General features: G+C 69.7%; 35 protein-coding genes. 18 read left to right on the forward strand and 17 right to left on the reverse strand.

Translation table 11 applies throughout. The features are described 5' to 3' along the window. From gspG to gspN, 8 genes are read left to right on the forward strand one after another with little or no spacing between them, the layout of a single operon-like run. Positions 1 to 447 (forward strand): type II secretion system major pseudopilin GspG, encoded by a 447-nt coding sequence (gene gspG / locus OCL97_RS02550; RefSeq protein WP_377367311.1) that lies wholly within the window; start codon positions 1 to 3, stop codon positions 445 to 447. Further along, the gene (locus OCL97_RS02555; RefSeq protein WP_377367313.1) at positions 422 to 901 is read left to right on the forward strand and encodes a GspH/FimT family pseudopilin; all 480 of its coding nucleotides are present in this window, start codon (positions 422 to 424) and stop codon (positions 899 to 901) included. Before gspG ends, OCL97_RS02555 begins: the two co-directional genes overlap by 26 nt. Further along, entirely contained in the window at positions 885 to 1,250 is a 366-nt protein-coding gene (gene gspI / locus OCL97_RS02560; protein WP_377367315.1) for a type II secretion system minor pseudopilin GspI, read from the forward strand. The genes OCL97_RS02555 and gspI overlap by 17 nt, the downstream gene beginning before the upstream one ends. Next, positions 1,247 to 1,828 (forward strand): type II secretion system minor pseudopilin GspJ, encoded by a 582-nt coding sequence (gspJ, locus tag OCL97_RS02565; protein WP_377367317.1) that lies wholly within the window; start codon positions 1,247 to 1,249, stop codon positions 1,826 to 1,828. The genes gspI and gspJ overlap by 4 nt, the downstream gene beginning before the upstream one ends. Next, complete coding sequence (gene gspK / locus OCL97_RS02570; RefSeq protein WP_377367319.1) at positions 1,825 to 2,796, forward strand: type II secretion system minor pseudopilin GspK; 972 nt, start codon at positions 1,825 to 1,827, stop codon at positions 2,794 to 2,796. The genes gspJ and gspK overlap by 4 nt, the downstream gene beginning before the upstream one ends. Next, positions 2,793 to 3,908: a type II secretion system protein GspL gene (gene gspL / locus OCL97_RS02575; protein ID WP_377367321.1), complete on the forward strand. Its 1,116-nt coding sequence runs from the start codon at positions 2,793 to 2,795 to the stop codon at positions 3,906 to 3,908. Before gspK ends, gspL begins: the two co-directional genes overlap by 4 nt. Beyond that, a complete protein-coding gene (gspM, locus tag OCL97_RS02580) occupies positions 3,905 to 4,378 on the forward strand; it encodes a type II secretion system protein GspM (RefSeq protein ID WP_377367323.1) in 474 nt (157 codons plus the stop codon). The genes gspL and gspM overlap by 4 nt, the downstream gene beginning before the upstream one ends. Further along, positions 4,375 to 5,115, forward strand: coding sequence for a type II secretion system protein N (gspN, locus tag OCL97_RS02585; protein WP_377367325.1), 741 nt, complete (start codon positions 4,375 to 4,377; stop codon positions 5,113 to 5,115). Before gspM ends, gspN begins: the two co-directional genes overlap by 4 nt. Here the strand turns inward: gspN and OCL97_RS02590 are convergent. Both OCL97_RS02590 and OCL97_RS02595 read right to left on the reverse strand, forming a co-directional pair. Then, a complete protein-coding gene (locus OCL97_RS02590) occupies positions 5,112 to 5,894 on the reverse strand; it encodes a prepilin peptidase (protein WP_377367327.1) in 783 nt (260 codons plus the stop codon). The two genes, gspN and OCL97_RS02590, sit on opposite strands and share 4 nt — an antisense overlap. Beyond that, on the reverse strand, positions 5,891 to 6,424 hold the full coding sequence (locus tag OCL97_RS02595) for a hypothetical protein (protein ID WP_377367329.1): 534 nt from the start codon (positions 6,422 to 6,424) through the stop codon (positions 5,891 to 5,893). The genes OCL97_RS02590 and OCL97_RS02595 overlap by 4 nt, the downstream gene beginning before the upstream one ends. Before the next feature lie 318 nt (positions 6,425 to 6,742). On the opposite strand from OCL97_RS02595, the gene OCL97_RS02600 reads away from it, so the two are divergent. Next, positions 6,743 to 7,057, forward strand: a complete 315-nt coding sequence (locus tag OCL97_RS02600; RefSeq protein WP_377367331.1) for a hypothetical protein — start codon at positions 6,743 to 6,745, stop codon at positions 7,055 to 7,057. An 82-nt stretch (positions 7,058 to 7,139) separates the two neighbouring features. Then, entirely contained in the window at positions 7,140 to 7,301 is a 162-nt protein-coding gene (locus tag OCL97_RS02605) for a hypothetical protein (protein ID WP_377367333.1), read from the forward strand. Here the strand turns inward: OCL97_RS02605 and OCL97_RS02610 are convergent. The 6 genes from OCL97_RS02610 to OCL97_RS02635 form a co-directional block, all read right to left on the reverse strand. Next, positions 7,272 to 8,117 carry a mechanosensitive ion channel family protein gene (locus tag OCL97_RS02610; RefSeq protein ID WP_377367335.1) on the reverse strand — a complete coding sequence of 282 codons (846 nt, stop codon included), beginning with the start codon at positions 8,115 to 8,117 and terminating at the stop codon, positions 7,272 to 7,274. The two genes, OCL97_RS02605 and OCL97_RS02610, sit on opposite strands and share 30 nt — an antisense overlap. Continuing rightward, on the reverse strand, positions 8,117 to 8,368 hold the full coding sequence (locus tag OCL97_RS02615; protein ID WP_377367337.1) for a hypothetical protein: 252 nt from the start codon (positions 8,366 to 8,368) through the stop codon (positions 8,117 to 8,119). Before OCL97_RS02615 ends, OCL97_RS02610 begins: the two co-directional genes overlap by 1 nt. A gap of 67 nt (positions 8,369 to 8,435) precedes the next feature. Continuing rightward, complete coding sequence (locus OCL97_RS02620; RefSeq protein ID WP_377367339.1) at positions 8,436 to 8,624, reverse strand: hypothetical protein; 189 nt, start codon at positions 8,622 to 8,624, stop codon at positions 8,436 to 8,438. Positions 8,625 to 8,750: 126 nt separating this feature from the next. After that, positions 8,751 to 8,921, reverse strand: a complete 171-nt coding sequence (locus OCL97_RS02625; RefSeq protein WP_304774982.1) for a hypothetical protein — start codon at positions 8,919 to 8,921, stop codon at positions 8,751 to 8,753. 79 nt (positions 8,922 to 9,000) lie between these two features. After that, positions 9,001 to 9,867: an alpha/beta fold hydrolase gene (locus tag OCL97_RS02630; protein ID WP_377367341.1), complete on the reverse strand. Its 867-nt coding sequence runs from the start codon at positions 9,865 to 9,867 to the stop codon at positions 9,001 to 9,003. Positions 9,868 to 9,949: 82 nt separating this feature from the next. Continuing rightward, entirely contained in the window at positions 9,950 to 11,518 is a 1,569-nt protein-coding gene (locus OCL97_RS02635; protein WP_377367343.1) for a carboxylesterase/lipase family protein, read from the reverse strand. A 286-nt stretch (positions 11,519 to 11,804) separates the two neighbouring features. On the opposite strand from OCL97_RS02635, the gene phnD reads away from it, so the two are divergent. From phnD to phnE (OCL97_RS02655), 4 genes are read left to right on the forward strand one after another with little or no spacing between them, the layout of a single operon-like run. After that, complete coding sequence (gene phnD, locus OCL97_RS02640) at positions 11,805 to 12,767, forward strand: phosphate/phosphite/phosphonate ABC transporter substrate-binding protein (protein ID WP_377367345.1); 963 nt, start codon at positions 11,805 to 11,807, stop codon at positions 12,765 to 12,767. Then, positions 12,764 to 13,612, forward strand: a complete 849-nt coding sequence (locus OCL97_RS02645) for a PhnD/SsuA/transferrin family substrate-binding protein (protein ID WP_377367347.1) — start codon at positions 12,764 to 12,766, stop codon at positions 13,610 to 13,612. The genes phnD and OCL97_RS02645 overlap by 4 nt, the downstream gene beginning before the upstream one ends. A gap of 5 nt (positions 13,613 to 13,617) precedes the next feature. After that, the gene (gene phnE, locus OCL97_RS02650) at positions 13,618 to 14,487 is read left to right on the forward strand and encodes a phosphonate ABC transporter, permease protein PhnE (RefSeq protein ID WP_377367349.1); all 870 of its coding nucleotides are present in this window, start codon (positions 13,618 to 13,620) and stop codon (positions 14,485 to 14,487) included. Further along, on the forward strand, positions 14,484 to 15,305 hold the full coding sequence (gene phnE / locus OCL97_RS02655) for a phosphonate ABC transporter, permease protein PhnE (protein ID WP_377367351.1): 822 nt from the start codon (positions 14,484 to 14,486) through the stop codon (positions 15,303 to 15,305). The genes phnE (OCL97_RS02650) and phnE (OCL97_RS02655) overlap by 4 nt, the downstream gene beginning before the upstream one ends. Here phnE (OCL97_RS02655) and OCL97_RS02660 read toward each other — a convergent pair. Then, positions 15,286 to 16,149 carry a carbohydrate kinase family protein gene (locus OCL97_RS02660; protein ID WP_377367353.1) on the reverse strand — a complete coding sequence of 288 codons (864 nt, stop codon included), beginning with the start codon at positions 16,147 to 16,149 and terminating at the stop codon, positions 15,286 to 15,288. The genes phnE (OCL97_RS02655) and OCL97_RS02660 overlap by 20 nt on opposite strands. 156 nt (positions 16,150 to 16,305) lie before the next feature. On the opposite strand from OCL97_RS02660, the gene phnC reads away from it, so the two are divergent. The 3 genes from phnC to phnN are packed head-to-tail and all read left to right on the forward strand — an operon-like array spanning position 16,306 to position 18,309. Continuing rightward, positions 16,306 to 17,079 (forward strand): phosphonate ABC transporter ATP-binding protein, encoded by a 774-nt coding sequence (phnC, locus tag OCL97_RS02665; protein WP_377367355.1) that lies wholly within the window; start codon positions 16,306 to 16,308, stop codon positions 17,077 to 17,079. Beyond that, positions 17,079 to 17,768, forward strand: a complete 690-nt coding sequence (locus OCL97_RS02670; protein WP_377367357.1) for a DapH/DapD/GlmU-related protein — start codon at positions 17,079 to 17,081, stop codon at positions 17,766 to 17,768. Before phnC ends, OCL97_RS02670 begins: the two co-directional genes overlap by 1 nt. A gap of 7 nt (positions 17,769 to 17,775) precedes the next feature. Then, positions 17,776 to 18,309: a phosphonate metabolism protein/1,5-bisphosphokinase (PRPP-forming) PhnN gene (phnN, locus tag OCL97_RS02675; protein ID WP_377367359.1), complete on the forward strand. Its 534-nt coding sequence runs from the start codon at positions 17,776 to 17,778 to the stop codon at positions 18,307 to 18,309. On the opposite strand, the gene OCL97_RS02680 is transcribed toward phnN, so the two are convergent. From OCL97_RS02680 to phnG, 8 genes are read right to left on the reverse strand one after another with little or no spacing between them, the layout of a single operon-like run. Continuing rightward, a complete protein-coding gene (locus OCL97_RS02680; protein ID WP_377367361.1) occupies positions 18,299 to 18,988 on the reverse strand; it encodes a DUF1045 domain-containing protein in 690 nt (229 codons plus the stop codon). The genes phnN and OCL97_RS02680 overlap by 11 nt on opposite strands. Then, positions 18,985 to 20,124, reverse strand: a complete 1,140-nt coding sequence (locus OCL97_RS02685) for an alpha-D-ribose 1-methylphosphonate 5-triphosphate diphosphatase (RefSeq protein ID WP_377367363.1) — start codon at positions 20,122 to 20,124, stop codon at positions 18,985 to 18,987. Before OCL97_RS02685 ends, OCL97_RS02680 begins: the two co-directional genes overlap by 4 nt. 2 nt (positions 20,125 to 20,126) lie before the next feature. Then, positions 20,127 to 20,831, reverse strand: coding sequence for a phosphonate C-P lyase system protein PhnL (phnL, locus tag OCL97_RS02690; protein ID WP_377367365.1), 705 nt, complete (start codon positions 20,829 to 20,831; stop codon positions 20,127 to 20,129). Between the two features lie 8 nt (positions 20,832 to 20,839). Continuing rightward, positions 20,840 to 21,661, reverse strand: a complete 822-nt coding sequence (gene phnK / locus OCL97_RS02695; RefSeq protein ID WP_377367367.1) for a phosphonate C-P lyase system protein PhnK — start codon at positions 21,659 to 21,661, stop codon at positions 20,840 to 20,842. Continuing rightward, positions 21,661 to 22,569 carry an alpha-D-ribose 1-methylphosphonate 5-phosphate C-P-lyase PhnJ gene (locus OCL97_RS02700; protein ID WP_377367369.1) on the reverse strand — a complete coding sequence of 303 codons (909 nt, stop codon included), beginning with the start codon at positions 22,567 to 22,569 and terminating at the stop codon, positions 21,661 to 21,663. Before OCL97_RS02700 ends, phnK begins: the two co-directional genes overlap by 1 nt. Beyond that, positions 22,566 to 23,672, reverse strand: a complete 1,107-nt coding sequence (locus tag OCL97_RS02705; protein ID WP_377367371.1) for a carbon-phosphorus lyase complex subunit PhnI — start codon at positions 23,670 to 23,672, stop codon at positions 22,566 to 22,568. Before OCL97_RS02705 ends, OCL97_RS02700 begins: the two co-directional genes overlap by 4 nt. A gap of 1 nt (position 23,673) precedes the next feature. Further along, positions 23,674 to 24,288 (reverse strand): phosphonate C-P lyase system protein PhnH, encoded by a 615-nt coding sequence (gene phnH / locus OCL97_RS02710; RefSeq protein ID WP_377367373.1) that lies wholly within the window; start codon positions 24,286 to 24,288, stop codon positions 23,674 to 23,676. Then, a complete protein-coding gene (gene phnG, locus OCL97_RS02715; protein ID WP_377367375.1) occupies positions 24,288 to 24,758 on the reverse strand; it encodes a phosphonate C-P lyase system protein PhnG in 471 nt (156 codons plus the stop codon). The genes phnH and phnG overlap by 1 nt, the downstream gene beginning before the upstream one ends. Positions 24,759 to 24,924: 166 nt before the next feature. Between phnG and phnF the strand changes: the two genes are divergently transcribed. Next, a complete protein-coding gene (phnF, locus tag OCL97_RS02720) occupies positions 24,925 to 25,632 on the forward strand; it encodes a phosphonate metabolism transcriptional regulator PhnF (protein WP_305761773.1) in 708 nt (235 codons plus the stop codon). Positions 25,633 to 25,650 lie beyond the last annotated feature (18 nt).

A 25,650-nucleotide genomic window follows, 5' to 3' on the forward strand; every position in this document is an offset into this window, starting at 1 on the left:
ATGGACATGCCCCGCCAAATCCGCCATCCCCATGCCGAGGCCGGCTTCACCCTCCTGGAACTGATGGTGGTGATCGTCATCCTGGGGCTGCTGGCGACCGTCGTCATGGTCAATGTCCTGCCCAGCCAGGATCGCGCCATGAAGGAGAAGGCCCGCGCCGATATCTCGGTGCTGGAGCAGTCGATCGAGGGGTATCGCCTCGACAACTTCGCCTTCCCCACCAATGAGCAGGGGCTGCAGGCGCTGGTCACCCCGCCGGCCGGCATGACCCGTCCCGACCGCTACCGCGAGGGCGGCTATATCCGCCGCCTGCCGCAGGACCCGTGGGGCAATCCCTATCAATACGCCGTGCCGGGCGAGAAGGGGCGCTTCGACATCTATTCGTTCGGGGCGGACGGCCGCAAAGGTGGCGAGGGCGACGATGCCGACATCGGCAACTGGAGCTAGGCCTCTTTCCGAACGGGGCTTCACCCTGGTCGAGCTGATGGTGACCCTGTTCATCATCGGCCTGATCAGCGCGGCCGTCGTCATGACCGCGCCCGATCAGGGACCGACGCCGGGCGGGGAGGCCGAGGTCCTGGCCGCGCGGCTCAAGCGCGCCCAGGAGGAGGCGGTGCTGACCAACCGCGCCGTGGACGTGGCCGTCGATACGGTCGGCTACCGGTTCAGGGTCCAGGGCCGCGACGGCTGGACGCCGCTCACCACCGCGCCGTTCGAACCTGTCGCCTGGAGTCCGGGCCTGAAGGTGGCCGTGGTGGCCACCGACGGCGCCCAGGGCGTTCGCTTCGATCCCACCGGGGTCGCCGGCGCCGCCCGCATCACCCTTTCGCGCGCGCCCCGCCAGGCCGGGGTAGCCGTCGACGACGCCGGGAATGTGAAGGTCGATGTCGCGCCGGGCTGAAGGCTTCACCCTCATCGAGCTGCTGGTGGCGCTCGCCGTGTTCAGCCTGGCGGTTGTCGCCCTGCTGAACCTGGCCGGCGAGAACACGCGCGCGGCGGTGGCCCTGGAGGAGCGGACCTTCGCCGTGGTGGTGGCCGAGAACCGCGCGGTGGAGCTGCTCACCCAGCCCGAACTCCCCACTCTTGGCGAGGGTCGCGGCGCCGAGACCGCCGGAGACCGGACCTGGACCTGGACCCAGCAGATCAGCCGCACCGCCGACCCCGCGGTGCTCCGCATCGATGTCCGGGTGACCCGCGCCGACAGCGACCGGACCCTGGGCGAGGTCACAGTGTTCCGGGGGCGCGGATGAAGGGCTTCACCCTGGTGGAAATGCTGGTGGCCCTGTTCATCTTCAGTCTGCTGGCCGCGGCCGGTGTGACGGTGATGCGGTTCACTGTCGACAATCAGGTGGCCGTGCGCGGCCGCATGGACCGCCTGGGGGACATCCAGCGGACCCGCGCCCTGCTGAAGAGCGACCTGGAACAGGCCGCCCCGCGCCGCACGCGCGACGAGGCCGGCACCCCGGCGGCGGGACCCTTTGGCGGTGGTCCGCCGCCTGGCGCGTTGCTGGCCTTCAGCCGGCGGGGCTGGGACAATCCCGACCGGGCCGCGCGCGGCTCCCTGCAATATGTGGAGTACCGCGTCGAGGACGGCCGCCTGGAGCGGCGATCGCGACCGGCGCTGGATGGCGCGCGACTGGGCGAGCCGCAGCGGCTGATCGACGGCGTGCAGGCGGCGGATGTGGAGTTTCTCTCGCAGGGCGCCTGGCGTCCGACCTGGACCTCCTCGTCGAGCGTCCCCATGCCCCAGGTGGTTCGCCTGACCCTGACGCTCAAGTCGGTGGGCGAGGTGCGCCAGCTGTTCCTGCTGCCGGGGGGTGCGCCATGAGGCGGCCAGGCGAGGAGGGGGTGGCGCTGCTGACCGTTCTGCTGCTGGTGGCGGTGATGTCGGCCCTGGCCGTGGGGGTGCTCGACGACATCCGGTTCGGCATCCGGCGCACCGCCAATGGAGAGGCCATCAGCCAGGCCCGCTGGTATGCGCTGGGCGCCGAGACCCTGGCGCGACGCCGCCTGGTGGAGCTGGCCGGCGACAATGCGCCCGTCGCCGCTGAATGGAACGGCCGGACCTTCACCTTCCCCATCGACGAGGGCACGCTGCAGGGCCGCATCAGCGACGGCGCGACCTGCTTCAACCTGAACAGCGTCGTCGACGGCGTGGGGGAATCCTATCGCCGCCGCGATCTGGGCGCCGCGCAGTTCACGGCGCTTCTGGAGGCGTTGCAGGTCGCGCCGCGGACGGCCGAAGCCCTGACTGGGGCTCTGGTGGACTGGATCGACAGCGACGCCCTGCGCGAGACCGGCGGCGCGGAGGACGAGACCTATGGGCGGGGGGCCAAGCCCTACCGCACCTCCGGCGCCCTGCTGGCGGAGGTCAGCGAGCTGCGGGCCGTCCACGGTTTCGATCCCGCGCTCTACGCCCGGGTCCGGCCCTTTGTCTGCGCCCTGCCGACCACGATGCTCTCGCCGATCAACCTCAACGCCCTGACCCCGCAGCAGGCGCCCCTGGTCGTCATGCTCACCGACGGGGCGGTCACCGTGGAGGCGGCGCGGCGCGTCATCGCCGGGCGCCCGGCGCAGGGCTGGTCGGAGGTGATGGCCTTCTGGCGCATGCCGCAATTGATCGACCTGCAGCCCTCGGCCGATGTGATCGCCCAGGTCGCTGTGCGGTCGCGCTTCTTCAACCTAGAGAGCGAAGTCAGCTATCGCGACGCCGTCGTGGTGGCGAGCGCGCTGTTTGAGCAGGACGCCGCAGGCGGAATTCGCCTTGCCGCCAGACGTTGGACGAACGACGAATGAGCAGAACCCGCATCGTCCTGGCGCCCCATGGGGCCGACGCCGCCCCCCAGTACATGATCGTCGATCCGGCGGGTGTGGTGGTCGCCCGCGGTGAGGCGCCCATCGGCGTCGGCCGGCCGGCCGAGCCCCTGCGTGAGGTCCTGGTGGTCCCGGGGTCGGAGGTCAGCACCCGTTGGCTGCATCTGCCGACCCGCAACCTGGCTCAGGCCCAGGCCGCGGCGCGCCTGCACCTGGCCGACCAGTTCGCGCTGGCCGACGAGGACCTTCACCTGGCCATCGGCCCGCTGGAGGAGGATGGGCACCGCCTGGTGGTGGTGGTGGCCAGGCGCCTGCTGCAGGTCTGGCTCGCCGACGCCGCCCTGCATGGCGTGGTTCCCGATGTTGTGCTTCCCGATCACCTGATGCTGCCAGCGCCCGCGGGGGAGGTGCTGTCGGCGGCGACCCTCGGCGGCCTGGTGGCGGTGCGCGGACGGCGCATGGCCATGACCTTGGAGCCTGACCTGGTGGCCATCGTCCTGCAGGGCCGCGACGTGGAGATGCTGCAACAGCCCGAGGCGATCGAGGCGGCCCTGGCGGCCGGGGCGGCGGCCCCGCCCGTCAACCTGCTGCAGGACGAGTTCGACCCCGCCCGCGAGAGCCGGCTCGACTGGCGCAACCTGAAGCGGGCGGCGATCCTCGCGGGCGTCCTGGTTCTCAGCTTCCCGATCCTGTTCGGAGCCCAGGTCCTGCGCGACCACCTGGCGGCCGGCAGCCTGGAGCGGCACGCCGTCAAGCAGGCGGCCACGGTGCTGCCGGCCGGCGCGGCGATCTCCGATCCCGCCGGCCAGACCCGTGCGCGTCTCAACGAACTGCTGCTCGCCGCCGGCGGCGGGCCGACCGGCCTGGTGGCGAACCTGTTCTCCGCCCTCGAGACCATCGAGGGCGCCCAGCTGGAGAGCCTGGTGCTGGCGCCGGACGGCGCGGTGCGGGCGCGGATCAGCTACGGCCAGATATCCGATGTCGAACTGCTTCGCGCGGCCATGCGCGGGGCGGGAATCCCCATGCGGGACGAAGCGACCCAACAGGAAGGCCCCCGCGTGATCAGCGACGTAATCCTGGGAGCGCGCACATGATGGCGTGGTGGAACGGCCGGACCCGGCGCGAGCAGGTCCTGCTCGGCGTCATGGGCGCCTGCCTGGCGCTGGTGGTGCTGCTGTTTGGCGTCCTGCGCCCCCTGCAGGCCGCCGAGAGGGCCGCGTCAGAGCGCCATGCGGAGGCGCTGCAGGACCAGGCCGAGGTCGCCCGGAATGTCGCGGCGATCGTCCGCCTGAAGGCGCCCGCCAAGGCCCCGCCCCGCCGGCTGCCGATTGAAGCGGCGGTGAGCACGACCGCGGCGGCGGCCGGCATCGCCTTGGGGCGCGTGGAGGCCGATCCCTCGGGCGGTCTCCGGGTTTCGGCGCCGTCCGTCGCGCCCACCGTCCTTTTCCCGTGGCTGAGCCTGCTGCAGCGCGAGCACGGCGTAGCCGCGACCCACCTGGCCATCGTCAAGAACGACACGGGCGGCCTCACCCTGGACGCCACCCTGGAGATGGCAGGGTCATGAGCCAGCTCCGTCTGGCCCAGATCTTCACGATCGCCCTGGCGCTGCTGCTGATCGGCCTGGCGCCGCTGCGGCTGGCCCTGGACGCCATGGGCGCCGCACGGCGTGGCCTCGCGGCCCGCGAGGCGAGCGGCACGATCTGGCGCGGCCAGCTGCAGGGCGCGCGCTTGGGCGGGGTCGAGCTCGGGGATGTGCGCCTGGGTCTCGATGTCGCCGGTCTGTTCCTGGGCGGCGGCCGTGTCTGGTTCCGCACCCAGGGGCCGATCTCGGCGAGGGGCGTGCTGCTGCTGGCCGGCAAGCGGGCGGGCGCGCGCAGCCTGGACGGGACCCTGCCGCTGGGCCTGGTGATCCCCAAGGCTCCGGTCCACGGGCGGCTTGGCCTGAAGGACGTGGACCTCGAGTTTCGCCACGGCCTCTGCCGCTCGGCCGGCGGCCGGGTCTCCCTCGACCAGGTGGCCCTTCCCGGAGGCGCGCCGCTCGCCCCGGCCCTCGTCCTGTCCGGCTCGCCGACGTGTCGGGGCGGGGCCGCCGTGATCCCCTTGAGCGGATTGGCCGACGGGGTGGCGATCGATGTGCTGATCCGGCTGGACGGCGCGGGCGGATACCGACTGGAGACCGTGCTGCGGGCGACCAACCCCAGGTTCGCGGCCCTGGCGGCGCTCAGTGGGTTCGAGCGGACGATCGACGGGTTCCGGCGTGTGGACCAGGGACGTCTGGGCGGTGGCGAATCGCCGCTCTAGGGTAGGCGCACGCCGCCCAAGGGGCCGTAGAGCCAGGTCAGCCAGGTTCCGGCCGCCAGGAATACGCCGAACGGCAGGCGCTGGTCGGCCGTGACCTTGCGCCCGGCCAGCAGGCTGGAGGCCACCAGGCTCAGACCGGCGAGGGAGGCCCACAACAGCGTGGTCGGCAGGCCGATCCATCCGACCCAGGCCCCGGCGCCAGCCAGCATATAGGCGTCGCCGCCCCCCAGACCCTCGCGGCCGCGCAGGCGCCGATAGAGTGCGGCGATTGTCGCCAGGCTGAGAAATCCCGCCGCCGCCCCGATCAGGCTGTGCAGGGCCGCCTGCGGCCCCGAGGCCGCTGAGACCGCCAGTCCGGAGGCGACCAAGGGGAGGGTGACCACGCGGGGCAACCAGAAGTGCTCGGCGTCCAGCAGGCAGAGCAGGAGCAGTTGCCAGGCCAGCAGGGCGCCGGCCAGGGCCAAGGGGCCCGGATGAACGACGCCCGCCCAGACCGCCAGCAAGGCGCAGCCCACCTCCAGCAGCAGGTAGCGCCGGGCGATGGGGCTGCCACAGGTGCGGCACCGGCCCCGGAGCGCAACGAAACTCAGGATCGGAACCAGGTCCAGGACGCCCAGCCGCCGGCCGCAGCCGTCGCAGGCCGAACGCGCCGCGCCAACGGGCCTGCCGACCGGCAGGCGCAAAGAGATGAGGCCGATGAAGCTGCCGGCCACGGCGCCCAGCGTGGCGGCGAGCGCCATCCAGCCCCAGTCAGGCAGGCTGTGGGCGTCGAGGATCATCCCTGCCTGTCGAGAATTTGCCAGATGTCGTCAGGCGGCACCTGGAACAGCAGGCCAATCGCCCGGGGCGAGGCGCCCTCCGCGTGCAGCTTGCGGGCATAGTCGATCTGATGGGCCGTGAGCTGCATCCGACGCCCGGCCTCTCCCCGGCGACGGCGCGGGACCGGGGGCAGGGTCTGGCCCGCCTCGTGATCGGCCAGGGCGTCGACCAGGGCCAACAGGCCCGGCTGCGGCTCGAACCGCATCGGTTCCTCGGCCTCACGGGCCACGACGATGACAGCGCCCTTGCGAAACACCTCGCGCAACAGATGAACGACGGCGCCAGTGGTTTGCCCGAGCACCTCCAGGCCATGGACGGCCAGTTCATCACGGGGCTTCAAGCGCGCGATCAGCCGCAAGAGGCGACGAAGCGCATCCGGCGTCATGGCTGGCTCCTCGACGACCACGTCGCAGGCCTGCTGCGCCAGACGCAACCGCTGGACCTCGGCGGACGGCGATTGCGGCCCTTCGACGATGATCCCGTAGCGCATTCTGTGGCGCCGTCTCCCTTGCGCGTCGGCCTTCGCAGGCCCGCAGCGGCTTGAAAAGCCAGCTATCCATCAGCCGCGCGACAGTTTCATGAATCTTTGCCTGCCGGGAGGTGGCGGTCACGCAGACATCACATTCCACCGAAGACTCCGCGGAGCCAGGTCGGTCGCAGGCATCCCTGCGGAGCCGCCAACGGGCGCCGCCTTTCATGACGCTTCCGTGTTTCTGCGGCGCATAGTCACATAAACTTCACAACAACCCAAAAGGGCGTATCCTGTGGTCAAGCCGGATTGAACCGGCCTCTTTTTAGGGAGAAGGCCATGCGTTCGTTATTGCTGGGGGCCGTCATCGCCGCCGTGAGCCTGGGCGCCGCAAACGCCCAAGCGGCGAAGTCGGTCGCCGTCGCGGCCAAGGACGCGGCCGCTCACGCGACCAGGACAGAGCCCGCGACGCGGAAAGTCTTTGTTTGCGACAATGAAGACCTCACTCGCCGCTCATTCGCCCGCGCCTATGGCGCTGTCGAGTTTGTCACCGCCGAAGAAGCCGTGAAGTCCGACGCGGCCTGGAGCGGCGCAAAGTGCATGCGCAGTTCCGAACACATGCGTCTGAAGCGCCTGAAACTCGCCTCGCGCTGACCCGGCCAGCCGATGATGCAGGGCCGCCTGGCCTGCATCATCGGTTCAAGCCGAAGAGGCCAACGAGCTGCTGGCCGGCGAGATGAGCCACCGGGTCAAGAACCTGCTGACCATCGCGACATCCCTCACCGCCATCACCTCGCGCTCCAGGCGGTGGCGCCGTCGGATGTATGGCGGACCCGTTCGGCCATCACCTGGTGAGGGTAGGGGAAGCTCAGGCCGCGGGCCTGGAAGGCCTCCTTGACCCGTTGACCAGGTCGAACCTCGTATCCATCCACTCGTCCGGCGTCGTCCAGCAGCGCAGGGACACGCTGACGCTGCTGTCGGCGAGGGCGGTGACCTTGGACCAGGGCGGCGGAGAGGACAGCACCCGCTTGTCCTCCCCGGCGATCGTCAGCAGCAGCTCCAGGGCGAGGTCGAGGTCGTCCTCATAGTCGACGCCAAAGACCAGGTCGATGCGCCGCCGCCCGGCCTGGGAAAGGTTGACGATCATGTCGCCGAACACCTTGCCGTTCGGCAGGTAGACCGTCAGGCCGTCATAGTCGAGCAGCCGAGTGTTGAAGAGATCGAGCCCTGACACCACGCCCTGCCGGCCGTTCAACTCGACGCGGTCCCCGACGCGATAGGGTCTCTGCAACAGGATCATCACGCCGGCGGCGACGTTGCCCAGAGTACCCTGGAGCGCCAGGCCGATCGCCAGGGACGCGGCGCCGAGAACCGCCAGGACCGACGTCGTCTGCACCCCAAGCTGCTGCAGCACCGCGATCAGGCCGATAGCGATGATCAGGTATTTCACCAGGGCCGAGGCGAAGTCCGCCAGGGTCTTGTCGGCCGGGGTGTGACGACTGAACCGCTGCATGCCGCGTTCGGTCACGCGGGCGACGCGTTTGGCCGCCCATAGGGTGATGGCCAGGATGACGATGGCCACGACGATGCGGACGGAGAACGAGGCGACCACGGCGGCAAGGCCCCGCAGCATCTCGGCATCTCCCGAGAAGGCGGCGTCCATCGCGCGCGTAAGTGGGGCGACGGGATCGGCCTTGGCGACTTCGGCGGGCATCAAGCGTCCTGGATGGGTCGGGTGGGGCTGTGCGGCGGGATCACTGGCCGGTCAGTTCCGGCTTCTCGTCGCGGTCGGTCGGTCGTGTCTGCAGGCCGCAGGAGGTCAGGATCCATCGCCAGCGGGTCCTTCACCAAGCCGCGCTCGATCGCCGTGTAGGAGAAGGCCTCCTCCTGCCCGTCGTCCAGCAGTTCCGGCTCGCCGGTGATGGTGGCGTCTTGGTGGGGCTTGGGCGACTTTTCAGCGGGCATGGTGTGTCCCTGTGGAGTTGGAGATACTTGGGTGATCGCGGCCTGGGGACCCGCGTCACATGCAGCGCTAGGCGGCGACGGCCGCGCCCCGCGTCCAGGCCTGGCAGATGTCGGGAACGATCTCGGCGGCCGCCATGGCGCGGGCGCCTGCGGCGCCCGAGGCGCGTGTGCGCCCGTCGGGGGGGAAGGTCGCCCAGGACCAGCAACCGTCTGAGATCGAGTGGGAGAAGCCGGCGGCGGTCGAGAGACTGAGCATGGTCCTGTGCGGCCTCGGCCGCCCTGTCTGGTGGACCGAAGTAACGGGGGGATGGACGGGCGGTTCCCACGCTTCCGCCCCGCGGCGGGCGGCTGAAGCCGCGCCAGGCGGCCCCAGCAGGCCGGCCTACTTCTTGAAGGTCGCCCCGATGACGCCGGCGTCTGGCCCGTCGGGGCCGGCCGAGCGTTGCTCCTTCTCGGCCGTGCGCTTCGTGCCCTTGTCGGAAACCAGCCCCTTACGGTCGCCCAGGGGCTGGGCGGCGTTGGCCTCGCGGCCCGGTGTCTGCGGCTTGCTCATCTGCATTCTCCTGAGGGTTCGCAGATGAAAGTTCCCGGCCCTCCCGGCAGTTCCGCAGACAGGCGTCGGGAGAGCGTGGCTACTCGGCCAGGAAAGTCTCCACCTCGGCCATGAAGGCCTCAAGCCTGTCGTGGTGGACCCAGTGGCCGGCGCCCTCGAAATTCACCAGCCTGGCGTTGGTGAAGTGCTGGATGCGGCCGTCGATGACCGGATCCGACGCCCAGGACTCGGCGCCCCGCACCAGCAGCACGGGGGCGGTGATCTGGCCCCACAGGCGGTGCTGGTCGGAGTGACTGAGGCCGCCGACCCCGCCGCCGGCGTGGTTGTCGAACTTCCAGCTATAGGTCCCGTCTTCGTTCTGGTTGACGCCGTAGATGGTCAGGTGGCGGGCCTGTTCGGGCGAGAGGTGGGGGTTTTGCTCGGCCATGCGGGCGACCGCCTCGTCGAGGCTGGCGTAGCGGCGCGGCGTGCGGCCGGAGTTCTTGCGCCGGTCATCGATCCAGGCGCGCAGGCGCTCCTCCACCGTGCGCTTGGCCTGCTCGGCCATCACGTCCGGGGACGGGCCCAGGCCCTCGATGGCGACGATCTTCTTCACGCTGTCGGGAAAGGCTCCGCAGTAGTTCAGCGCGATCCCTGCTCCCAGGGAATGGGAGATGATGGTCGCCGGCGCCATGCCCTTCTGATGGATGATCTGGGCCAGGTCGTAGAGGTAGGCTGCGTTGTCATAGCCGCCACCGACCGCCCAGGCGCTGTCGCCATGGCCCCGAAGATCCGGCGCGATCACGTGGTAGCGGTCGCGAAGCCGCGCGGCGACCCAGTCCCAGTTGCGGCAGTGGTCGCGACCGCCATGGACCAGGACCAGCGGCGGGGCCGTCTCATTGCCCCAGTCGACATAGTGCAGACGCAGCCGCTGCGAGAAATAGAAGTGGGATGTCGGGCCTTCCATGGCGGTCTCCGTGCGCAGGAGGGCGAGCCTTAGCACGACGGAGCGCTCCGTCAGCGTTTCACCCCACGCCGGCCGTTGATCCTCAGGGCCGCCGGGCGGCGGCGGCCTTGGACCAGTACTCGCGGAAGAACCGCCGGGGGTCGCTCTGGGCCTGGGTGGGCTGGCCGAAGACCAGGGTGTTGCGGGCGGTGAGGTCGTAGGCCGGCCAGGCGGGGGTCTTGGGATTGGCCGGCGAGCCCGTGGCCGCCAGGGCCACCCAGGCCGAGGCGATCTCGTCGGCCAGCCGCAGATTGTCGGCCGTGGGACCGGCCAGCGGGAAGCGGATGTCGTGCATCGAATACGCGACGTCGATGCCATGCACCGCGCCGTAGCGACCGCCGAAGGCCGGGCTGGGACTGGCCCAGAGATAGGACCAGGTCGGCGCGCCGCCAGCCGCCAGCCGGCGCTCGAGCATGGTGTCGGCGCCCAGGCGGAAGGTGGTGTCGGAGTTGATGCGGGCGTTGATGATGAAGGCCGTCGCATTGGGATCGTCGTCGCGATAGGCCGACAGCAGCATGTCGGCGTCGGCGCCGACGCGGTGGTCCAGGTTCTTGCTAACCTCGTCCCACGCCATGTCGAACCGGGTCTCGCGATAGGTGCGCTCATCCAGGGCGGTGGAGATCACCAGGGGAATGTCCAGCGATTCCGTGGGCGCGCCGGGGGTGAAGGGATGGTGCGGGATCGCATCTCCGATCAGGGGGGCGAAGGACCTCGGGGCCTCGCCGCGCGCCCGGTCTTCGGCCTCGACCTCGGCCTGTGCGGCCAGCAGGGTGGCGAAGGGGACAGCCCGCAATTCCTTGATCTGGTCCGCCCGCAGGCCGAGCTGGCGCAGCAGCAGGTCCGCGGCCTTGGCCCCCTGTTCGCGGGTCATGGCCGTCAGCCGCGATCCGCTCATCACGCCGGCGCTGGAGAACAGGCCCTTGGCCCCCGGCATGGCCAGCAGGTGGCTCACCTTCGCGCCGCCGCCGGACTGACCCACGATCAGGACGCGGCTAGGATCGCCGCCGAAGGCCTCGACATTGCGCGCCACCCACCGCAGCGACGCCACCAGGTCCTGCATGCCAGCCGCACCGGAGTCGGCCAGCGGGCCGTCGTCGCCGAGATAGAGATAGCCCAGGGCGCTGAGGCGGTGGTTCACCGTCACCACCACGCAGTCGCCGAAGCGGGCCAGCATCTCGCCGTCGCCGCCCGGATTGTTGCTGGAGCCGCCATAGAAGCCGCCGCCGTGGAACCGCACGATGACAGGTTTCCGGGCTCCCGGGCTGGGGTCGGGCGTCCAGAGGTTCAGCACCAGGCAGTCTTCGCCCATGCCGCCAGGCTGCACATCGTTGAGGATCAGGTCGGCGTAGGCGTGGCGCCGGTCGCCGGGGATCTGGGGCGCGATATTGCCATAGTCGAGGGCGTCGCGGACCCCGGCCCAAGGCTCCACCGGCTGCGGCGGCAGGAACCGGTTCGCGCCGGAGGTGTCGGCGCCGTAGCGCAGGCCCTTGAAGACCGAGATCCGGCCGGATCTCAGCCCCCGCACCTTGCCCTCCGTCGTCTCGACGATGGGGAACAGCTTGGCCTCGGCGCTTCGCACGGCGCCCAGGGTCGGATGGTCAAGGCTGGTCATGATCTGCTCCAGAGCTCGCGTCAGCGACACCGATCTTCGCACACAGCTGAAGTCGATTCCAATAGACGGAATAGTGTTCCGTCATGCGGAACGTACGCCTGGCGCAGGCCCTATCGACGGGCGCGCGGGAGCGAGACGGAAAGCCGCGCCGAACTAGGTTCTCAATGTCCTCACCCTGACAAATCTCAACGGCGACCGAAGACTGTCATATGGCCGTCACCGCCACGACACGGCTTGGAGGCAACGCTGCATCGTCGCTCCGGGCCGCCGGAGCCGGGAGTGCGCAATGGCTCGATCAGCATGGTTTTCCGCCGCGGTGGCCCTTGGCCTCGGCGTCACCCTGGCGGGGTGCGGTGAGAAGACGCCGGTGGCCGACACCGGTGACTGGCGCAGCGGAATCAAAGAGATCCGCATGGCTGTCAGCGGAAGCAATGACGACCCCAGGATCGTCAAGCGGCGGAGCCTCTACCGGGCTCGGCTGAGCGAGGCCATCGGCCTGCCTGTCAAGCTGTACGAGAGCTCCGACTACAACGGCGTCATCCAGGCCCTGTCCTCCGGCCAGGTCGATCTGGCCCAGATGGCCGGCGGCGGCTACGCCAATGTCGACGCCCAGATCGGCCCTCTCGCAGCCCCGATCCTGACGACCCGCCAGGCCGAGGGGGGCACCGGCTACTACTCGACCATCGTCGTCCGCGCCGACAGTCCGATCCGCACCCTGGCCGACATGAAGGGCCGGTCCCTAGGCTATGTGGATTTCAACTCCACCTCCGGCTACCTCGTGCCCCGCGCCAGGCTGCGCGAGGAGGGCATCGACCCCGACACCTATTTCGGCAAGACCTCCTTCGCCGGCGGCCATACCCAGGCGGTGATGGCCCTGGCCAACGGTCAGTTCGACGGGGCGATCCTGCAGGCCAGCGGCGGCGACCCGGTGAATGGCTTCAGCCGAGGCGCGCTGCACACCATGGCCCGCCGCAAGCTGGTGGACCTCAAGGACTTCCGCATCATCTGGACGGCCGGACCCATTCCCAGCGAGGCCTTCGTCGTCCGCACCGACCGGCCGCAGCCGCTGATCGACACCGTTCGCGGCACAATGGGCGCGCTGCCCTATGACGAACCCGACCTGTGGGTGGACGTCGGACAACTGGACGGGTCGGCCTACACCTCGGTCACTCGCGAACACTACAAGGACGTCATCGCCCTGCGCGCCGCCGACATCGCGCAGCGTCGCGGACAAGGAGGCCGGCCGTGAGGAAGATCCTGCTGGCGGTCTCCGCCATCGTCCTCGTGGCGGCCGCGGACAAGCCGCCCGCCACCAGCCTGCGCATCGCCGCCGTGACGCCGACGGCGGGCCCCTGCGCGCCGCTGGACGCCACCGCGGCGCCTGGCGAGAAGGCCTATTACGATCATCTCGCCAAGCGGCTCGACGTGAAGGTGCTGAAGTGCCCGGTGGCCGACCAGGCCGCCGCCGCCGCCGCGCTGGCGGCCGGAAGCCTCGACATGGCCCTTCTTGATCCGGTGAGCTTCGCCCCGGTGGCGGCGACGACTCGCGCCATCCTCACGATCCGCCCCGAGGGCGGACTGAACCGCATTCCGGTGGTGGTGGCGGCGCCGGCCGCGGGTCCCGTGAAGCGGCTGGAGGATCTGCGCGGCAAGACCCTGGCCTTCGGCGGATCGATGCCGGCCGCCCGAGCCCTGCCCAGCAGGGTCCTCGCCGAGCGAGGGTTTGGCGTTGATGTCCTCAAGGCTGAAGTGGCGGCGGCCGACGCCGCTGACGCGCTCGACAAGCTGCGGTCTGGAGAGGCTGACGCCATCGTCCTGCACGCGGCGGCCTGGCAGCGGCTCTGCATGCCCGACGATCCCAAGGCCAAGCCGCTTTGCAGTGACCTCAAGGTTCTGCTGAAGGCGCGCCCCCAGGCCGCGCAGGCGATCGTCGTGCGCAAGGACATCGCCAACGAGACTCGTTACCGCCTGATCGGCATCCATATGCCGATGCACCTGGAGAACAGGGCCGCCTTCACCTGGGCCTCATCCTGGACGCCTAAGGCCGCTGAGTTCGAGCCCACCGAGGCCCTGGCCCTGGTGGCCACGCGATGACGGCCGTGGCCGAGTTCGAAGCGCTGCGCCGGCGAACCCTACGCCGCCAGCGCCTGGAGGCCCTGGTCGGCCTGCTGATCTTCTCGGCCATCCTGCTGATCTCGTTCCAGCGCAGTCAGTTCTTCTCCTCCGATATCGGCGGCGACCCCTTGGGGCGGATCGGCGACTTCTTCAATCGAATGATCCCGGACCTGAAGGGCGATGTCCTGCTGGAAGACCGCAGGACGACCGGCTCCATGGCCTGGTGGTTCTATGACCTGCCGGTCTGGCTGAAGCTGGGGTGGCAGACCGTGGAGATGGCTATCGTGGCCACGGTTTTCGGCGCGATCGGTGGCCTGTTCGCCTCCTTCCTCTGCGCGCGCAACCTGATGCCCATTGCGGCGGTGCGCTTCACCGTGCGGCGGACTCTCGAGGCGATCCGAACCTTGCCGGACCTGGTGCTGGCGCTCCTGCTCGTTGCCGCCTTCGGGGTCGGCCCGCTGGCCGGGGTCATCACCCTGGCCATCTCCACCATGGGGGGGCTGGGCAAGCTGTTCGCCGAGATCAATGAGGAGGTCGACGCTCGGCAGCTGGAAGCGATGGAGGCGTCGGGCACCGGCCTTATCCGCAAGATCCGCTACGGTGTGATCCCCCAGGTCCTGCCCAACTACGCCTCCTACGCCCTGATCCGGCTGGAGGGGAACCTGGGCGGCGCCGCGGCTCTGGGCATCGTGGGCGCCGGCGGCATCGGCATCGAGCTGCAGCGGGCCATCACCTACACCGAGTTCGACACCTACCTGGCGATCCTGCTGCTGATCGTCGGCATGATCTTCCTGATCGACATGGCCTCCGAAGCTATTCGCCATCGCCTGATCGGCCTGGGGGAAGCGCGATGACCCGCGAGAATCACGCCCGCGCCCTGCTGCTGGCGCCCCAAGCCATGCGCGCCAGTGGGGCCGCGCGTCTGCAGCGCATGGGACTGGTCGTGCTGGGGGTCGCCGCGTTCGTGGCCATGTGCATCGACCTGAAGCTGGCGCCCGAGGCCATGCTCGCCGGGATGGACAAGTTCGGCCAGCTTACCGCCGGAGCCTTCCCCCCCAGCGACGGTGGCGATCTGCCCCGCATTCTCAAGGCCCTGGCCGAAACCTTCGCCATGGCCTTCGCCGGCACGGTGCTGGCCGCGCTGGCGGCTCTGCCCCTGGGGGTGCTGGGCGCCAAGACGGTGGTGGGGCAGCCTGTGCTGCACTTCGCCTTTCGCCGGGTGCTGGACTGGTTCCGGGGCGTCCCAGCGCTGGTCTGGGCCCTGATCCTGGTCTCGGCCTTCGGGCTTGGACCCTTCGGCGGCGTGATCGCCCTGGCGCTCGCCGATGTGCCGAGCCTGGCCAAGCTGTTCTCCGAGGCGATCGAGAACGGCGACGAAAGGCCCCTGGAGGGTGTCCGCGCCGCCGGCGCCTCGCCCCTGATGGTGCTGCGCTACGGCCTCGCCCCGCAGGTGACGCCGATCATGGCCAGCCAGGTGCTGTTCTTCCTGGAGAGCAACTTCCGCAACGCCGCGGTGCTGGGCATCGTCGGGGCCGGCGGGATCGGGTTCGAGCTGGAGGAGCGCATCCGCATCTTCGCCTTCGACCAGGTGTTCTTCATTATCGGCCTCTACATGATCTGCGTCGCGGCCCTGGACACCGTCTCCCAGCAGCTCAGGAAGCGGCTGGCCTGAAGGCCGGAAACGAGCCGTCCAGCGGGGCCGAGGCGTCGAGGCCGACGGACACGGTCCCCCAGGCGCAGGCGTGGGCGAGCGCCGCCTGCATGTCCGCGCCGGCCGTCAGGGCCTCGAGCAGGCCGGCGGCGAAGCAGTCCCCGGCGCCCGTGGCGTCCACCACCGTGGTCGGCCGCGGCGTGGCCCGCAGGATACGCCGGCCGTCATGGGCCGTGACGCCGTGACCGCCCCGGGTCAGGACCATCCAGCTCAGCCGCTCACCAACCTGGGCCCGTCCGGCGGCGAAGGGATCGGCCAGGGTGGCGGCGTCGCAGTCGTCCATCGAGGCCACCAGGACATCGCAGGGACCCGCGAATCCGCCTGCCGGCCAGTGGGCCACCACGGGACCCTGGCAGGCCGCCGCCCAGGCTTCCGCCCCTGGGTAGGGCGCGCGGACATAGAGGCCGTCGAACGCCGCGTCGGACTCGGGCGGGGGCAGGGTCGGCGGCTTGACCGGCTCGACATCCAGGCCGAGGACCAGGCGCTCACCCCCGGGCTCGATGAGGATCAAGGTGGTGCGGCTGGCGCCGTCCCTGCGAATGACGTGGCGGGTGTCCAGCCCGGCTGCCCGGACCAGGGCCAGGCAGGCGTCGCCATCGGCGTCGGCCGCCACCACTCCGCCGACCGCGACCTGGTGGCCGGCGCGCGCCAGGGCGACCCCTGCGTTCGCCGCGCCACCCCCCAGCCGTCCAGCCAGGGCGCCGTCCAGGCTCTTGCCCAGCACGCGGCCGCCGGACTCCAGAGGCCCGCTCAGCCGCACCGGCCGGTCCAGCGCCAGGGCGCCGATCACCAGGAAATCGGCCATCAAATCCTCCGCGCTCCTGACACCATAACGTGAACCGGTGACGCGGACGCGACGCCGACAAATCGCCCCTTGGTCCAGCGCCCGATCGCCCCGCCGTCACGTCCGGGTCACGGCGCGCCGCTAGCGTCCGCTCATAGGTCTGTACCTGGAGGTCCGATGCTCGAACTGCATGGCGTCAGCAAGCGCTTCGGCGAAACCCTGGCGGTGAACAGCGTGTCGTTTTCCTGCAAACGAGGTGAGCTGGTGGGGATCATCGGCCGATCGGGGGCCGGCAAGTCGACCCTGCTGCGGCTCATCAACCGCCTCAGCGACCCGAGCGAGGGCAAGATCACCTGGGACGGCGATGACGTCAGTCACCTGAAGGGTGCGCCCCTGCGCAAGTGGCGCCGTCGCTGCGCCATGATCTTCCAGCAGTTCAACCTCAGCCCCCGCCTGGACGTCATCACCAATGTCCTGGTGGGCGTGGTGGGCGAGCGCCCGCTGTTCAGTTCGCTGATCAAATTCTTCCCCGCCTCCGACCGGGCCCGCGCCATCCTGGAGCTCGACGCCCTGGACATGGCCTCCGCGGCCCTGCAGCGAGCGGGCACCCTGTCGGGCGGACAGCAGCAGCGGGTCGCCATCGCGCGCGCCATGCTACAGGATCCCGACCTGGTCCTGGCCGATGAGCCCGTGGCCTCCCTCGACCCGGTCAACGCCGAGGTGGTCATGGAGGCCCTCCAGAAGATCTGCCGGGAGCGCAATGTGCCGGTGATCGTCAACCTGCACAGCCTGGACATCGCGCGGCGCTACTGCACCCGGGTGATCGCCATGGCCAAGGGCGCCGTGGTGTTCGACGGTCCGCCGAGCGCGCTCACCCCCGCGGTGCTGGACCGCGTCTATGGCGGGCGCACCAGCGCCCCCGAACCCTTCAGCGTCGTGGCGGCCGCCTGATGAGGCTGCGTCTGGCCGATCGGCCGCTCGAGGACGGTTACCTCTATTTCGACCGCTATGTTCAACAAGAGCCGGCCGAGGCCCGCGATAGCGCGGCGCCGGTGGTGCACAAGGACGCCCAGGTGCACGACTCGATCCTGGGGCCCTGGACCCGCGTCGGGGCCCGCACCAGCTTTTCCGAAGTCTCGATGGGCGCCTACAGCTACATCGTCAACGACGCCTCGGCCAACTATGCGGAGATCGGCAAGTTCTGCTCGATCGCCCGGGACGCACGGCTCAACCCCGGCAACCACCCGACCTGGAAGGCCGCGCTGCACCACTTCACCTACCGCACCCGCTCCTACGAGCTGGGCCCCGAGGACGATCACGACTTCTTCGAATGGCGGCGGTCGCACACCGTGACCCTGGGCCACGACGTCTGGATCGGCCACGGCGCCACCGTCCTGCCCGGGGTGAGCATCGGCACCGGCTCGGTGGTGGGCGCGGGGGCTGTGGTGTCCAAGGACGTGCCGCCCTTCACCATCGTCGGCGGGGTTCCCTCCAAGCCGATCCGTGAGCGCTTCCCCAAGGCTGTCCAGGATGGTCTGCTGGCGGTTTCCTGGTGGGACTGGAGCCATGAGCGCCTCGCCGACGCCATCGACGATTTCCGCGACCTCGACGCCGACGCCTTCGTCGAAAAGTACGCCTGAGGCCGGCATGCTTGTGCTCGTGGTCGGGCCCTCCGGGGCCGGCAAGGACACTCTGCTGGACGGCGCCCGGGCGGCGCTCGACGGTGATCCCGAATTCGTCTTTCCCCGCCGCGAGATCACCCGCCCGGCCGAGGCGGGCGGCGAGGACCATGACCCCGTCGACGAGGACCAGTTCGTCGCCCGCGAGGCCGCCGGCGGCTACGCCCTGACCTGGCGGGCTCACGGGCTGGCCTATGGAATCCCGGCCGAGATCGCCGACGACCTGGCTCTCGACCGCACCGTGGTCGTCAATGTCTCGCGCGCCGTGCTGGACGCGGCCCGGGCCAGCTTCGGCGCCCTGAGGGTGCTGGTGGTGACCGCAGATCCCGAAATCCTGGCCCACCGGCTGTCACAGCGGGGTCGTGAGAGCGCGGCCGACATCGCACAGCGCCTGGCTCGCGCCGAGGCCATACCGGTCACGGGCGACGATGTGGTGGTGGTTCAGAACGACAGCACGCCACAGGAGGGCGTGGCCCGCTTCCTGGCCGCCCTCAGGCGCTGAAGCTGAACCGCTCCAGAATCCGGAACCGCGCCTCTCGGTCGTCCTGCTTGAAGACCGCCAGGCCGTCGAACAGGTGCGGCCCGGTCTCCTCCATGAAGTGATCGCGCAGCACGGCCAGGACACGGGTCCGGACGGCGTCGTCACGGATGGACCCGGTGAGGGTCATGTGGAAGCGGAAGTCCTCGAGGACATGGGGATAGCCCCATTCCACCAGGCGCGCGTCCTGCTCCGGGGTCAGCGGGGCCTTGCGGCGGCGCGCCAGGTCGGCGTCCGACAGCGGCGCGCGGAAGGTGTCGAAGTCGCGGACACAGAGGGCGTGCAGGGCCTGCATCTCCGGCGAGGGCTGCTGGAGCTGGAAGGCCAGGAACCGGCCCAGGGCGGCGGGCGCGATCGGGACCTCGAAGGGGGGCAGGCCCGCGGCCCGTCGCCCGACCGCCGCCAGCAGTTCGGCCTCGCCGCGCCCGGGCGCGAGTTCGAAGGGCGCCTTGAGCGTCCCGTGGAAACCGTAACCGCGAGGGTCTTGCGTCAAGGCGTCCAGGTCCAGCGCGTCGAGGCCGGGCAGGGGGCGGCGTGACGCCGCGGCGCCTGTGTAGGCGTCGGCGCCCAGCCAGGCCGACGCCTTGTCCCACAGCCGCGTGCCCGGCCGCGGGGCGTAGTAGATCGCGTAGCGGGCGGTCATGCGGTCCGCTGGCCCCGCAGCCAGACCTCGGTGGGGACCGGCCATCCGGCAGAGCGTCGCGTGACCCGGACGATGTCGGCGCGCTGGCCCGGCGCGATTTCGCCGCGGTCATTCAGGCCCAGGCTGCGGGCCGGGTTGGCCGCGACAGTGGCCAGGGCCTTCTGCGGCGTCCAGCCCATGTCGTCGATCAGCATGAAGGCGGAGCGGAGCATGGAGAGGGGCACGTAATCCGAGGCCAGGATGTCGAGAACGTCGTGCTGGGCGCACTCACGGGCCGACAGATTGCCAGAGTGCGAGCCGCCGCGCACGAAGTTCGGCCCGCCCATGCAGATGGCCATGCCAAAAACCTTCGACTTCAGCGCGGCCTCAAGGGTGACGGGGAACTCGGCGATGACGCAGCCGTCGTCGTGGGCCTCCTGCACATGCTCCAGGGTGGCGTCGTCGTGGGCGCAGATCGGCACGCCGTATTCGCGGGCGAAGGCCACCACGCTGCGGCGGTTGGACTGGGCCACCGAAGGGTCACGACCGGCATGGCGCCGGGCCATCATCTCGTCGATCTCGGCCTCGCTGCGGCCAGCGGCCACCATGCGGGTTTCAAGGGCGGCCACGTTGGAGGTCTGCCGCTGGCCGGGGGTGTGGTCCATCACCGACAGCAGTTTCAGGCGGGGATTGTCGGCGTGGGGCTCGAGCAGGGTCAGCAGCTCGGGATTGGTCACCTCGCAGCGCAGGTGGAGCAGGTGCTCGGCGCGCAGGGCGCCGTCAGCCTGGGCCGCATCCATGCCGGCGATCATGGGACCGAGGGCTTCCTTGCGGTCGAGACCTTCCTTGCGCCCGTGCAGGCTGAGGGAGTCCAGCACGGTGGTGATGCCGGCTGAGGCGCACTGGCCGTCGTGGGCCAGGGCCGCGCCATAGGCGTCCCACAGGGCGCCGGGACGGGGCTGGTAATGCTTTTCCAGGTTGTCGGTGTGGATATCCACGAGACCGGGAATGAGCCAGTCGCCGCCCCAATCGTGGGCGTCGGCCGACGGGCTCTCGCGAGCCTCGACGGCGAGGAGCACCTCGCCCCGCACCACCAGCTCGCCGCGCACCAGGCCCTGGGGCGTGACGATATTCCGCGAGAAGATGCGCTGTTCCATGATCAGGCGGCCGCCTTGAACTCAGACACCCCGAACAGACGGGTGGCGACGGCGTCGCGAACGTCATGGTCGTGAAAGATTCCGATCATCGCCGCGCCCCGGGCCAGCGCCTGCTGGATCAGGGTCACCACGATGGCGCGGTTCTCGGCGTCCAGGGAGGCGGTGGGTTCGTCCAGCAGCATGACCGGATAGTTGCGGATGAAGCTGCGGGCGATGTTCACGCGCTGCTGCTCGCCGCCGGAGAAGGTGGCGGGTGGCAGCTCCCAGTGGGCCCGCGGCAGACGCAGGGCCGAGAGCAGGGTCTCGGCGCGCGCCTGGGCTTCCTCGGTGGAGACCCCGTTCTCCAGCAACGGCTCCATGACCAGCTGCAGGGTGGAGATGCGCGGGATCACCCGGAGGAACTGGCTGACATAGCCGAGCGTGCGACGCCGCACGTCCAGAACCTGGTGCGGCAGGGCCTGGGTGATGTCCACATAGGCGCCGTCGTGGAGGACGCGCACCGAGCCCTGGGTCGGCAGATAGTTGCCGTAGATGGAGCGCATCAGGGTGGACTTGCCGACGCCGGACTCGCCCGCCAGCACCACGCATTCGCCGGGAGAAACCTCCAGGCTCAGGCGCTCGAAGACCGGAATGGACGCAGAGTCGGCGTTGTGGAGGACGAAGGTCTTGGCCAGGTCCTCGACGACGATGAGGGGAAGCGTGCTCATGGTGTGACCTAGATCTGCAGGACGGAGGAGACGAGGAGCTGGCTGTAGGGATGCTGGGGATCATCCAGCACCTGGTCGGTGAGGCCGGTCTCCACGACGAAGCCGTTCTTCATGACGATCAGCCGGTCGGCCATCAGGCGGGCCACGGCCATGTCGTGGGTGACGATGATCACGGCGAGGCCCAGGTCGCGCACCAGCTCGCGCAGCAGGTCCAGCAGGCGGGCCTGGACCGAGACGTCGAGACCGCCGGTGGGCTCATCCATGAACACCAGGCGGGGCCCGTGGATCAGGTTGCGCGCCACCTGGATGCGCTGCTGCATGCCGCCGGAGAAGTTGCGCGGCTTGTCGTCGATGCGGCGGGTGTCGAGCTCGACGCGCTCAAGCCACTCGATGGTGGCCGCGCGCATCTGGCCATAGTGCCGGTTGCCCAGGTTCATCAGCGGCTCGGCGACATTGGCGCCGCCGGAGACCCGCATGCGCAGGCCGTCGCGGGGGTTCTGGTGCACGAAGCCCCATTCCTCGCGCTGCATGCGCCGGCGGTCAGGTTCGTTCAGACCGTAGATGTCGGTCAGGCCAAAGCGGCTGGTGTCGAACTCCACCTTGCCGGCCGAGGGCGGCAGCTTGCCCGAGATGGCGTTCAGCAGGGTGGTCTTGCCCGAGCCGCTCTCGCCCACGATGCCAAGCACTTCGCCCGGCCGCAGCTCGAAGGTGACGTCCCGGCAGCCGACGACATGGCCATACGACTTGGTGAGGTTGGTAACCCGCAGCAGCGGGGCGGCCTGGGTCATGCCCGAGGTCGCGTGAGGTTTGGTGAGTACCGCGGGATCCATCACGCCGGCTCCTTGTCGAGGGCGGCGAGCTGGTGGCCCGCCATCGGGCCGGCGTGGCCGGCGGCGCGGCGTTCAGCGCAGAAGTTGCTGTCGGAGCAGACGAACATCCGGTCGCCGGTGTCATCCAGGACCACCTCGTCGAGGTAGCTCTCCTCAGCGCCGCAGAGGGCGCAATCCTCTTCCCAGGTCTGGGTTTCGAAGGGGTGATCGTCGAAGTCCAGGCTGCGGACGTTGGTGTAGGGCGGCACGGCGTAGATGCGCTTCTCGCGCCCGGCGCCGAACAGCAGGATGGCGGGGTTTTGGCCGAGCTTGGGATTGTCGAACTTGGGGATGGGCGAGGGGCTCATCAGGTAGCGCTCCTCGATCATGGTGGGATAACCCACCGTCGAGGCGATGTAGCCGTGGGCGGCGACGCTCTCGTAGAGGGAGACGTACTGCAGGCCGTATTCCTCATAGGCGTGCATGGCGCGGGTCTCGGTCTCGCGGGCTTCCAGGCCGCGCAGCGGCTCGGGCTGCGGCACCTGGAAGACCAGGACCTGGCCTTCGGTAAGACCTTTTTCCGGGATGCGGTGGCGGGTCTGTATGATGGTCGCCTCGCCGGTCTCCTCGGTGGTGGCCACGTCGGCCACCTGGGCGAAGAAGCGGCGGATCGAGACGGCGTTGGTGGTGTCGTCGGCGCCCTGGTCGATGCACTTATAGACATCGTCTGGACCGATGATCGCCGCGGTCAGCTGGATGCCGCCCGTGCCCCAGCCATAGGGCACCGGCATTTCGCGAGACCCGAAGGGCGCCTGGTATCCGGGGATGGCCAGGGCCTTCAGGATCGCGCGGCGGATCATCCGCTTGGTCTGCTCATCCAGGTAGGCGTAGTTGTAGTAGCGCTCGGGCTCATTGGGACGCGCGGTCATTCGGCGGCTTCCTTCATCGCGGCGGCGCGCTCGGCATAGTCGCGGCGCTGACGGCGGATCAGTTGCAGGTCGGCCTGGAAGTCGACGTAGTGCGGCAGTTTCAGGTGCTGCACGAAGCCGGAGGCCTCCACGTTGTCGGAGTGATAGAGGACGAATTCCTCATCCTGGCAGGGGGCCGAAGCCTCGCCGGCGGCCGCGTCCCGCAGGGCCCGATCGACGATGGCCATGGACATCGCCTTGCGCTCGCAGTGGCCGAAGGTCAGGCCGTAGCCGCGGGTGAACTGCGGGGCGGTGTCGACCCCGCCGCCGTAGGTGGAGATCATCTGGCACTCAGTCAGGGTCAGCTCGCCGATCTCGATGGCGAAGCCCAGTTCGTCGGGGATGAACTCCACGGCGACCTCGCCCAGGCGGATCTCGGCGCAGAGCGGGTGGGTCGAGCCCCAGCCGCGCTGCGAGGAGTAGGCCAGGGAAAGCAGGAAGCCTTCGTCGCCACGGGCCAGGGCCTGCAGGCGCTGATCGCGGCCGGCCGGGAAGGCCATCGGCTCGCGCGTCAGGTCGAAGGGCGCGGGCGCCTCGTCGGTCTGGGTGTCGGGCTCGAGCAGGTCCTCGTGGGCGAAGACCGAGGCGATGGTGGCCATGGGATAGGCCTGGGGCTCCTCGGCCTCCAGGGCGCGGTCCACCGGGGTCTCGCCGTTGGCGGCCAGGGTGAAGTCCAGCAGCCGGTGGGTGTAGTCGAACGTCGGGCCAAGCACCTGGCCGCCCGGAATGTCCTTGAAGGCCGCTGAGACCCGGCGGCGGACGGCCATCTGACCGGTCTCCACCGGCAGGGAGGCGCCGAAGCGGGGCAGGGTGGTGCGGTAGGCCCGCGTCAGGAAGATGGCCTCCGGCAGGTCGCCGCGCGCCTGCTTGACCGCCAGGGCCGCGAGGTCGCGGTCGTAGCAGGACCCCTCGCTCATCACCCGGTCGATGGAGAGCGAGAGCTGTTCGCGGATCTGATCGGTTCCGATCTCCGGGATGGCGACGTCGCCCCGGCGATCCTCGGCGAGCCAACGGTGCGCGTTGGTGATCGCTCGCTCGCCGCCCTTAACTGCCACATAGGCCATGTCAGTCTCCCTTGATGGTGATGCGCGTCGAACGCGGCAGCGCGGTTACGCGGTCGCCGGCGACGAAGATGAAGTCCACGCCGAACTGGAACCGCTCCTGGTTGGCCTGGACCTGGGCCCAGAACCCGTCGGGCAGGCCCGCGAGGGCCAGGGTCGTTTCGGTCTTGATGCCCGGGCCGGTGAGCACGACTTGGGGCCCGTCCTCCAGGGACGGCAGCTGGATGACCAGGGTGGTGGAGCGGTCCGGGTACTTGGCGTCGCCCATGTTGAAGGCGGAGATCGCCGGCGCCGCGCTGATGTCGGAGATCAGGGCGAAGGCCGCGGCCAGCGGATCTTCGGTCAGCGGCGCGCCGCAGTGGAAGCGGATCCAGCCCTCGGCGAGCCCGCCGCGCAAGCGCGGGTCGAGCCAGACCAAGGTCTCGAAATCGAAGAGGGTCAGGGCGACGGCGCCGGCGGCGCGGTCCAGGCCCTGGGGCGCGTCGGGGGCGAAGGCCAGGTCATGGATGACGCCGGGACGGGCCATGCACTCCATCACCTTGCGGAAGACGGCCTGGCTGCCCCGGGTGGGATCGGCGAAGGCCGGCGCGATATCGGCGAGATCGAGGACGGCGGACATCAGCCGGGGCTCCGGGTGCGGACCATGGTGAAGAAGTCGACCTTGGTGGCCGCGGCCTTGCGGGCGGCCGTGTCGCGGCGCTCGTCCTGGGTCCTGGCCAACTTGGCGATCACGGCGCCCTCGACGGAGGGGCGCAGATCGGCCGATTGCATCATGGCGTCCACCGCCGCGGCGATCTCCGCATGCTTGCGATCGCGGCCGGCCACATAGCCGATCCCGGTCTCGCCGCTGTCGAGCCGCACCGCGGCGCGGGTGACGGTCATCTCGCCGAGGTTGAAGGCGTCACCGCCGCCGCCCATGCGGCCGCGCACCAGGACCATGCCGATCTCCGGCGCACGCAGCGCGCGGTATTCCGGCGGCGAGGCCAGGCTTTCCCAAGCCGCGAGGACTTCCTTCGGCTGCGCCTTGGCGAGGATGGAGAGCCACCGCCGCCGCTCCGGCGTCGCCTCGACAACTGGTTGGACCGCCATCGATAACCTCCGACAAATAAGCAGGTTGTTGTATTCGCTTAAGTCGAGTGTTAGTTGAGCGAAGATCTTCCGGCAACAAGCCAATGATGAAGGTTCTTTGACGTCAATAGAACTTGTCTAGATTGGTGTCGCAAGACTGATAAGAGCGAATGATACGAAGGTGGTCATGGCCCTTTGGCGCACGATCTCACAATCCCTGGAGCGCCGGATTCTGGCGCGGGAACTAACGCCCGGCGACAAGCTGCCGACGGAGTTCGAACTCTCGCGGGAGTTCATGGTCAACCGCCATACGGTGCGCCGGGCGCTTTCCGACCTGCAGGACAAGGGCATCGTGGAGTCCACCCAGGGGCGGGGCAGCTATGTCCGCCGGCCCTCCACCCCCATGCAGCTTCAGCGGCGTCCGCGTTTCGCAGAGCACGTGCGCGAACGTGGACGGATCCCGCGCACCGAGACCCTAAAGCTGATGACGCGGGCTGCGGACGCCAAGGCCGCGGCCCAGCTGGGCCTGCGTCCCGGCCAGCCCATCATCTTTCTGGAGCGCTGCCGGTTCATCGACGATGAACCCACCGGCATCAGCCAGCACCACTTCAGCCACGACCGGTTTCCCACCTTCATCGACATGTACCGGGTGCGGGGATCGATCACCCAGACGCTGATCGATTCCGGCATCCCGGACTACACCCGCCGGCGCACCGCCATTTCAGCCCGGCTGCCTACGGTCGAGGAGGCCGAGCAGCTACGCATCCCGCGGCACGTCCCGCTGCTGGTGCACCGCTATCTCAACATCGACGGCCTCGGCAGGCCCCTGGAGTACGGGATTTCCCGCTCCACGACCGAGGTGGTGATCGACTTCCCAGACCCAGAGCGGCCCTGATCCGCAGATTGAAAGGAA

This window comes from Phenylobacterium ferrooxidans, assembly GCF_042714595.1.
In the GTDB taxonomy this organism is placed as follows: domain Bacteria; phylum Pseudomonadota; class Alphaproteobacteria; order Caulobacterales; family Caulobacteraceae; genus Phenylobacterium; species Phenylobacterium ferrooxidans.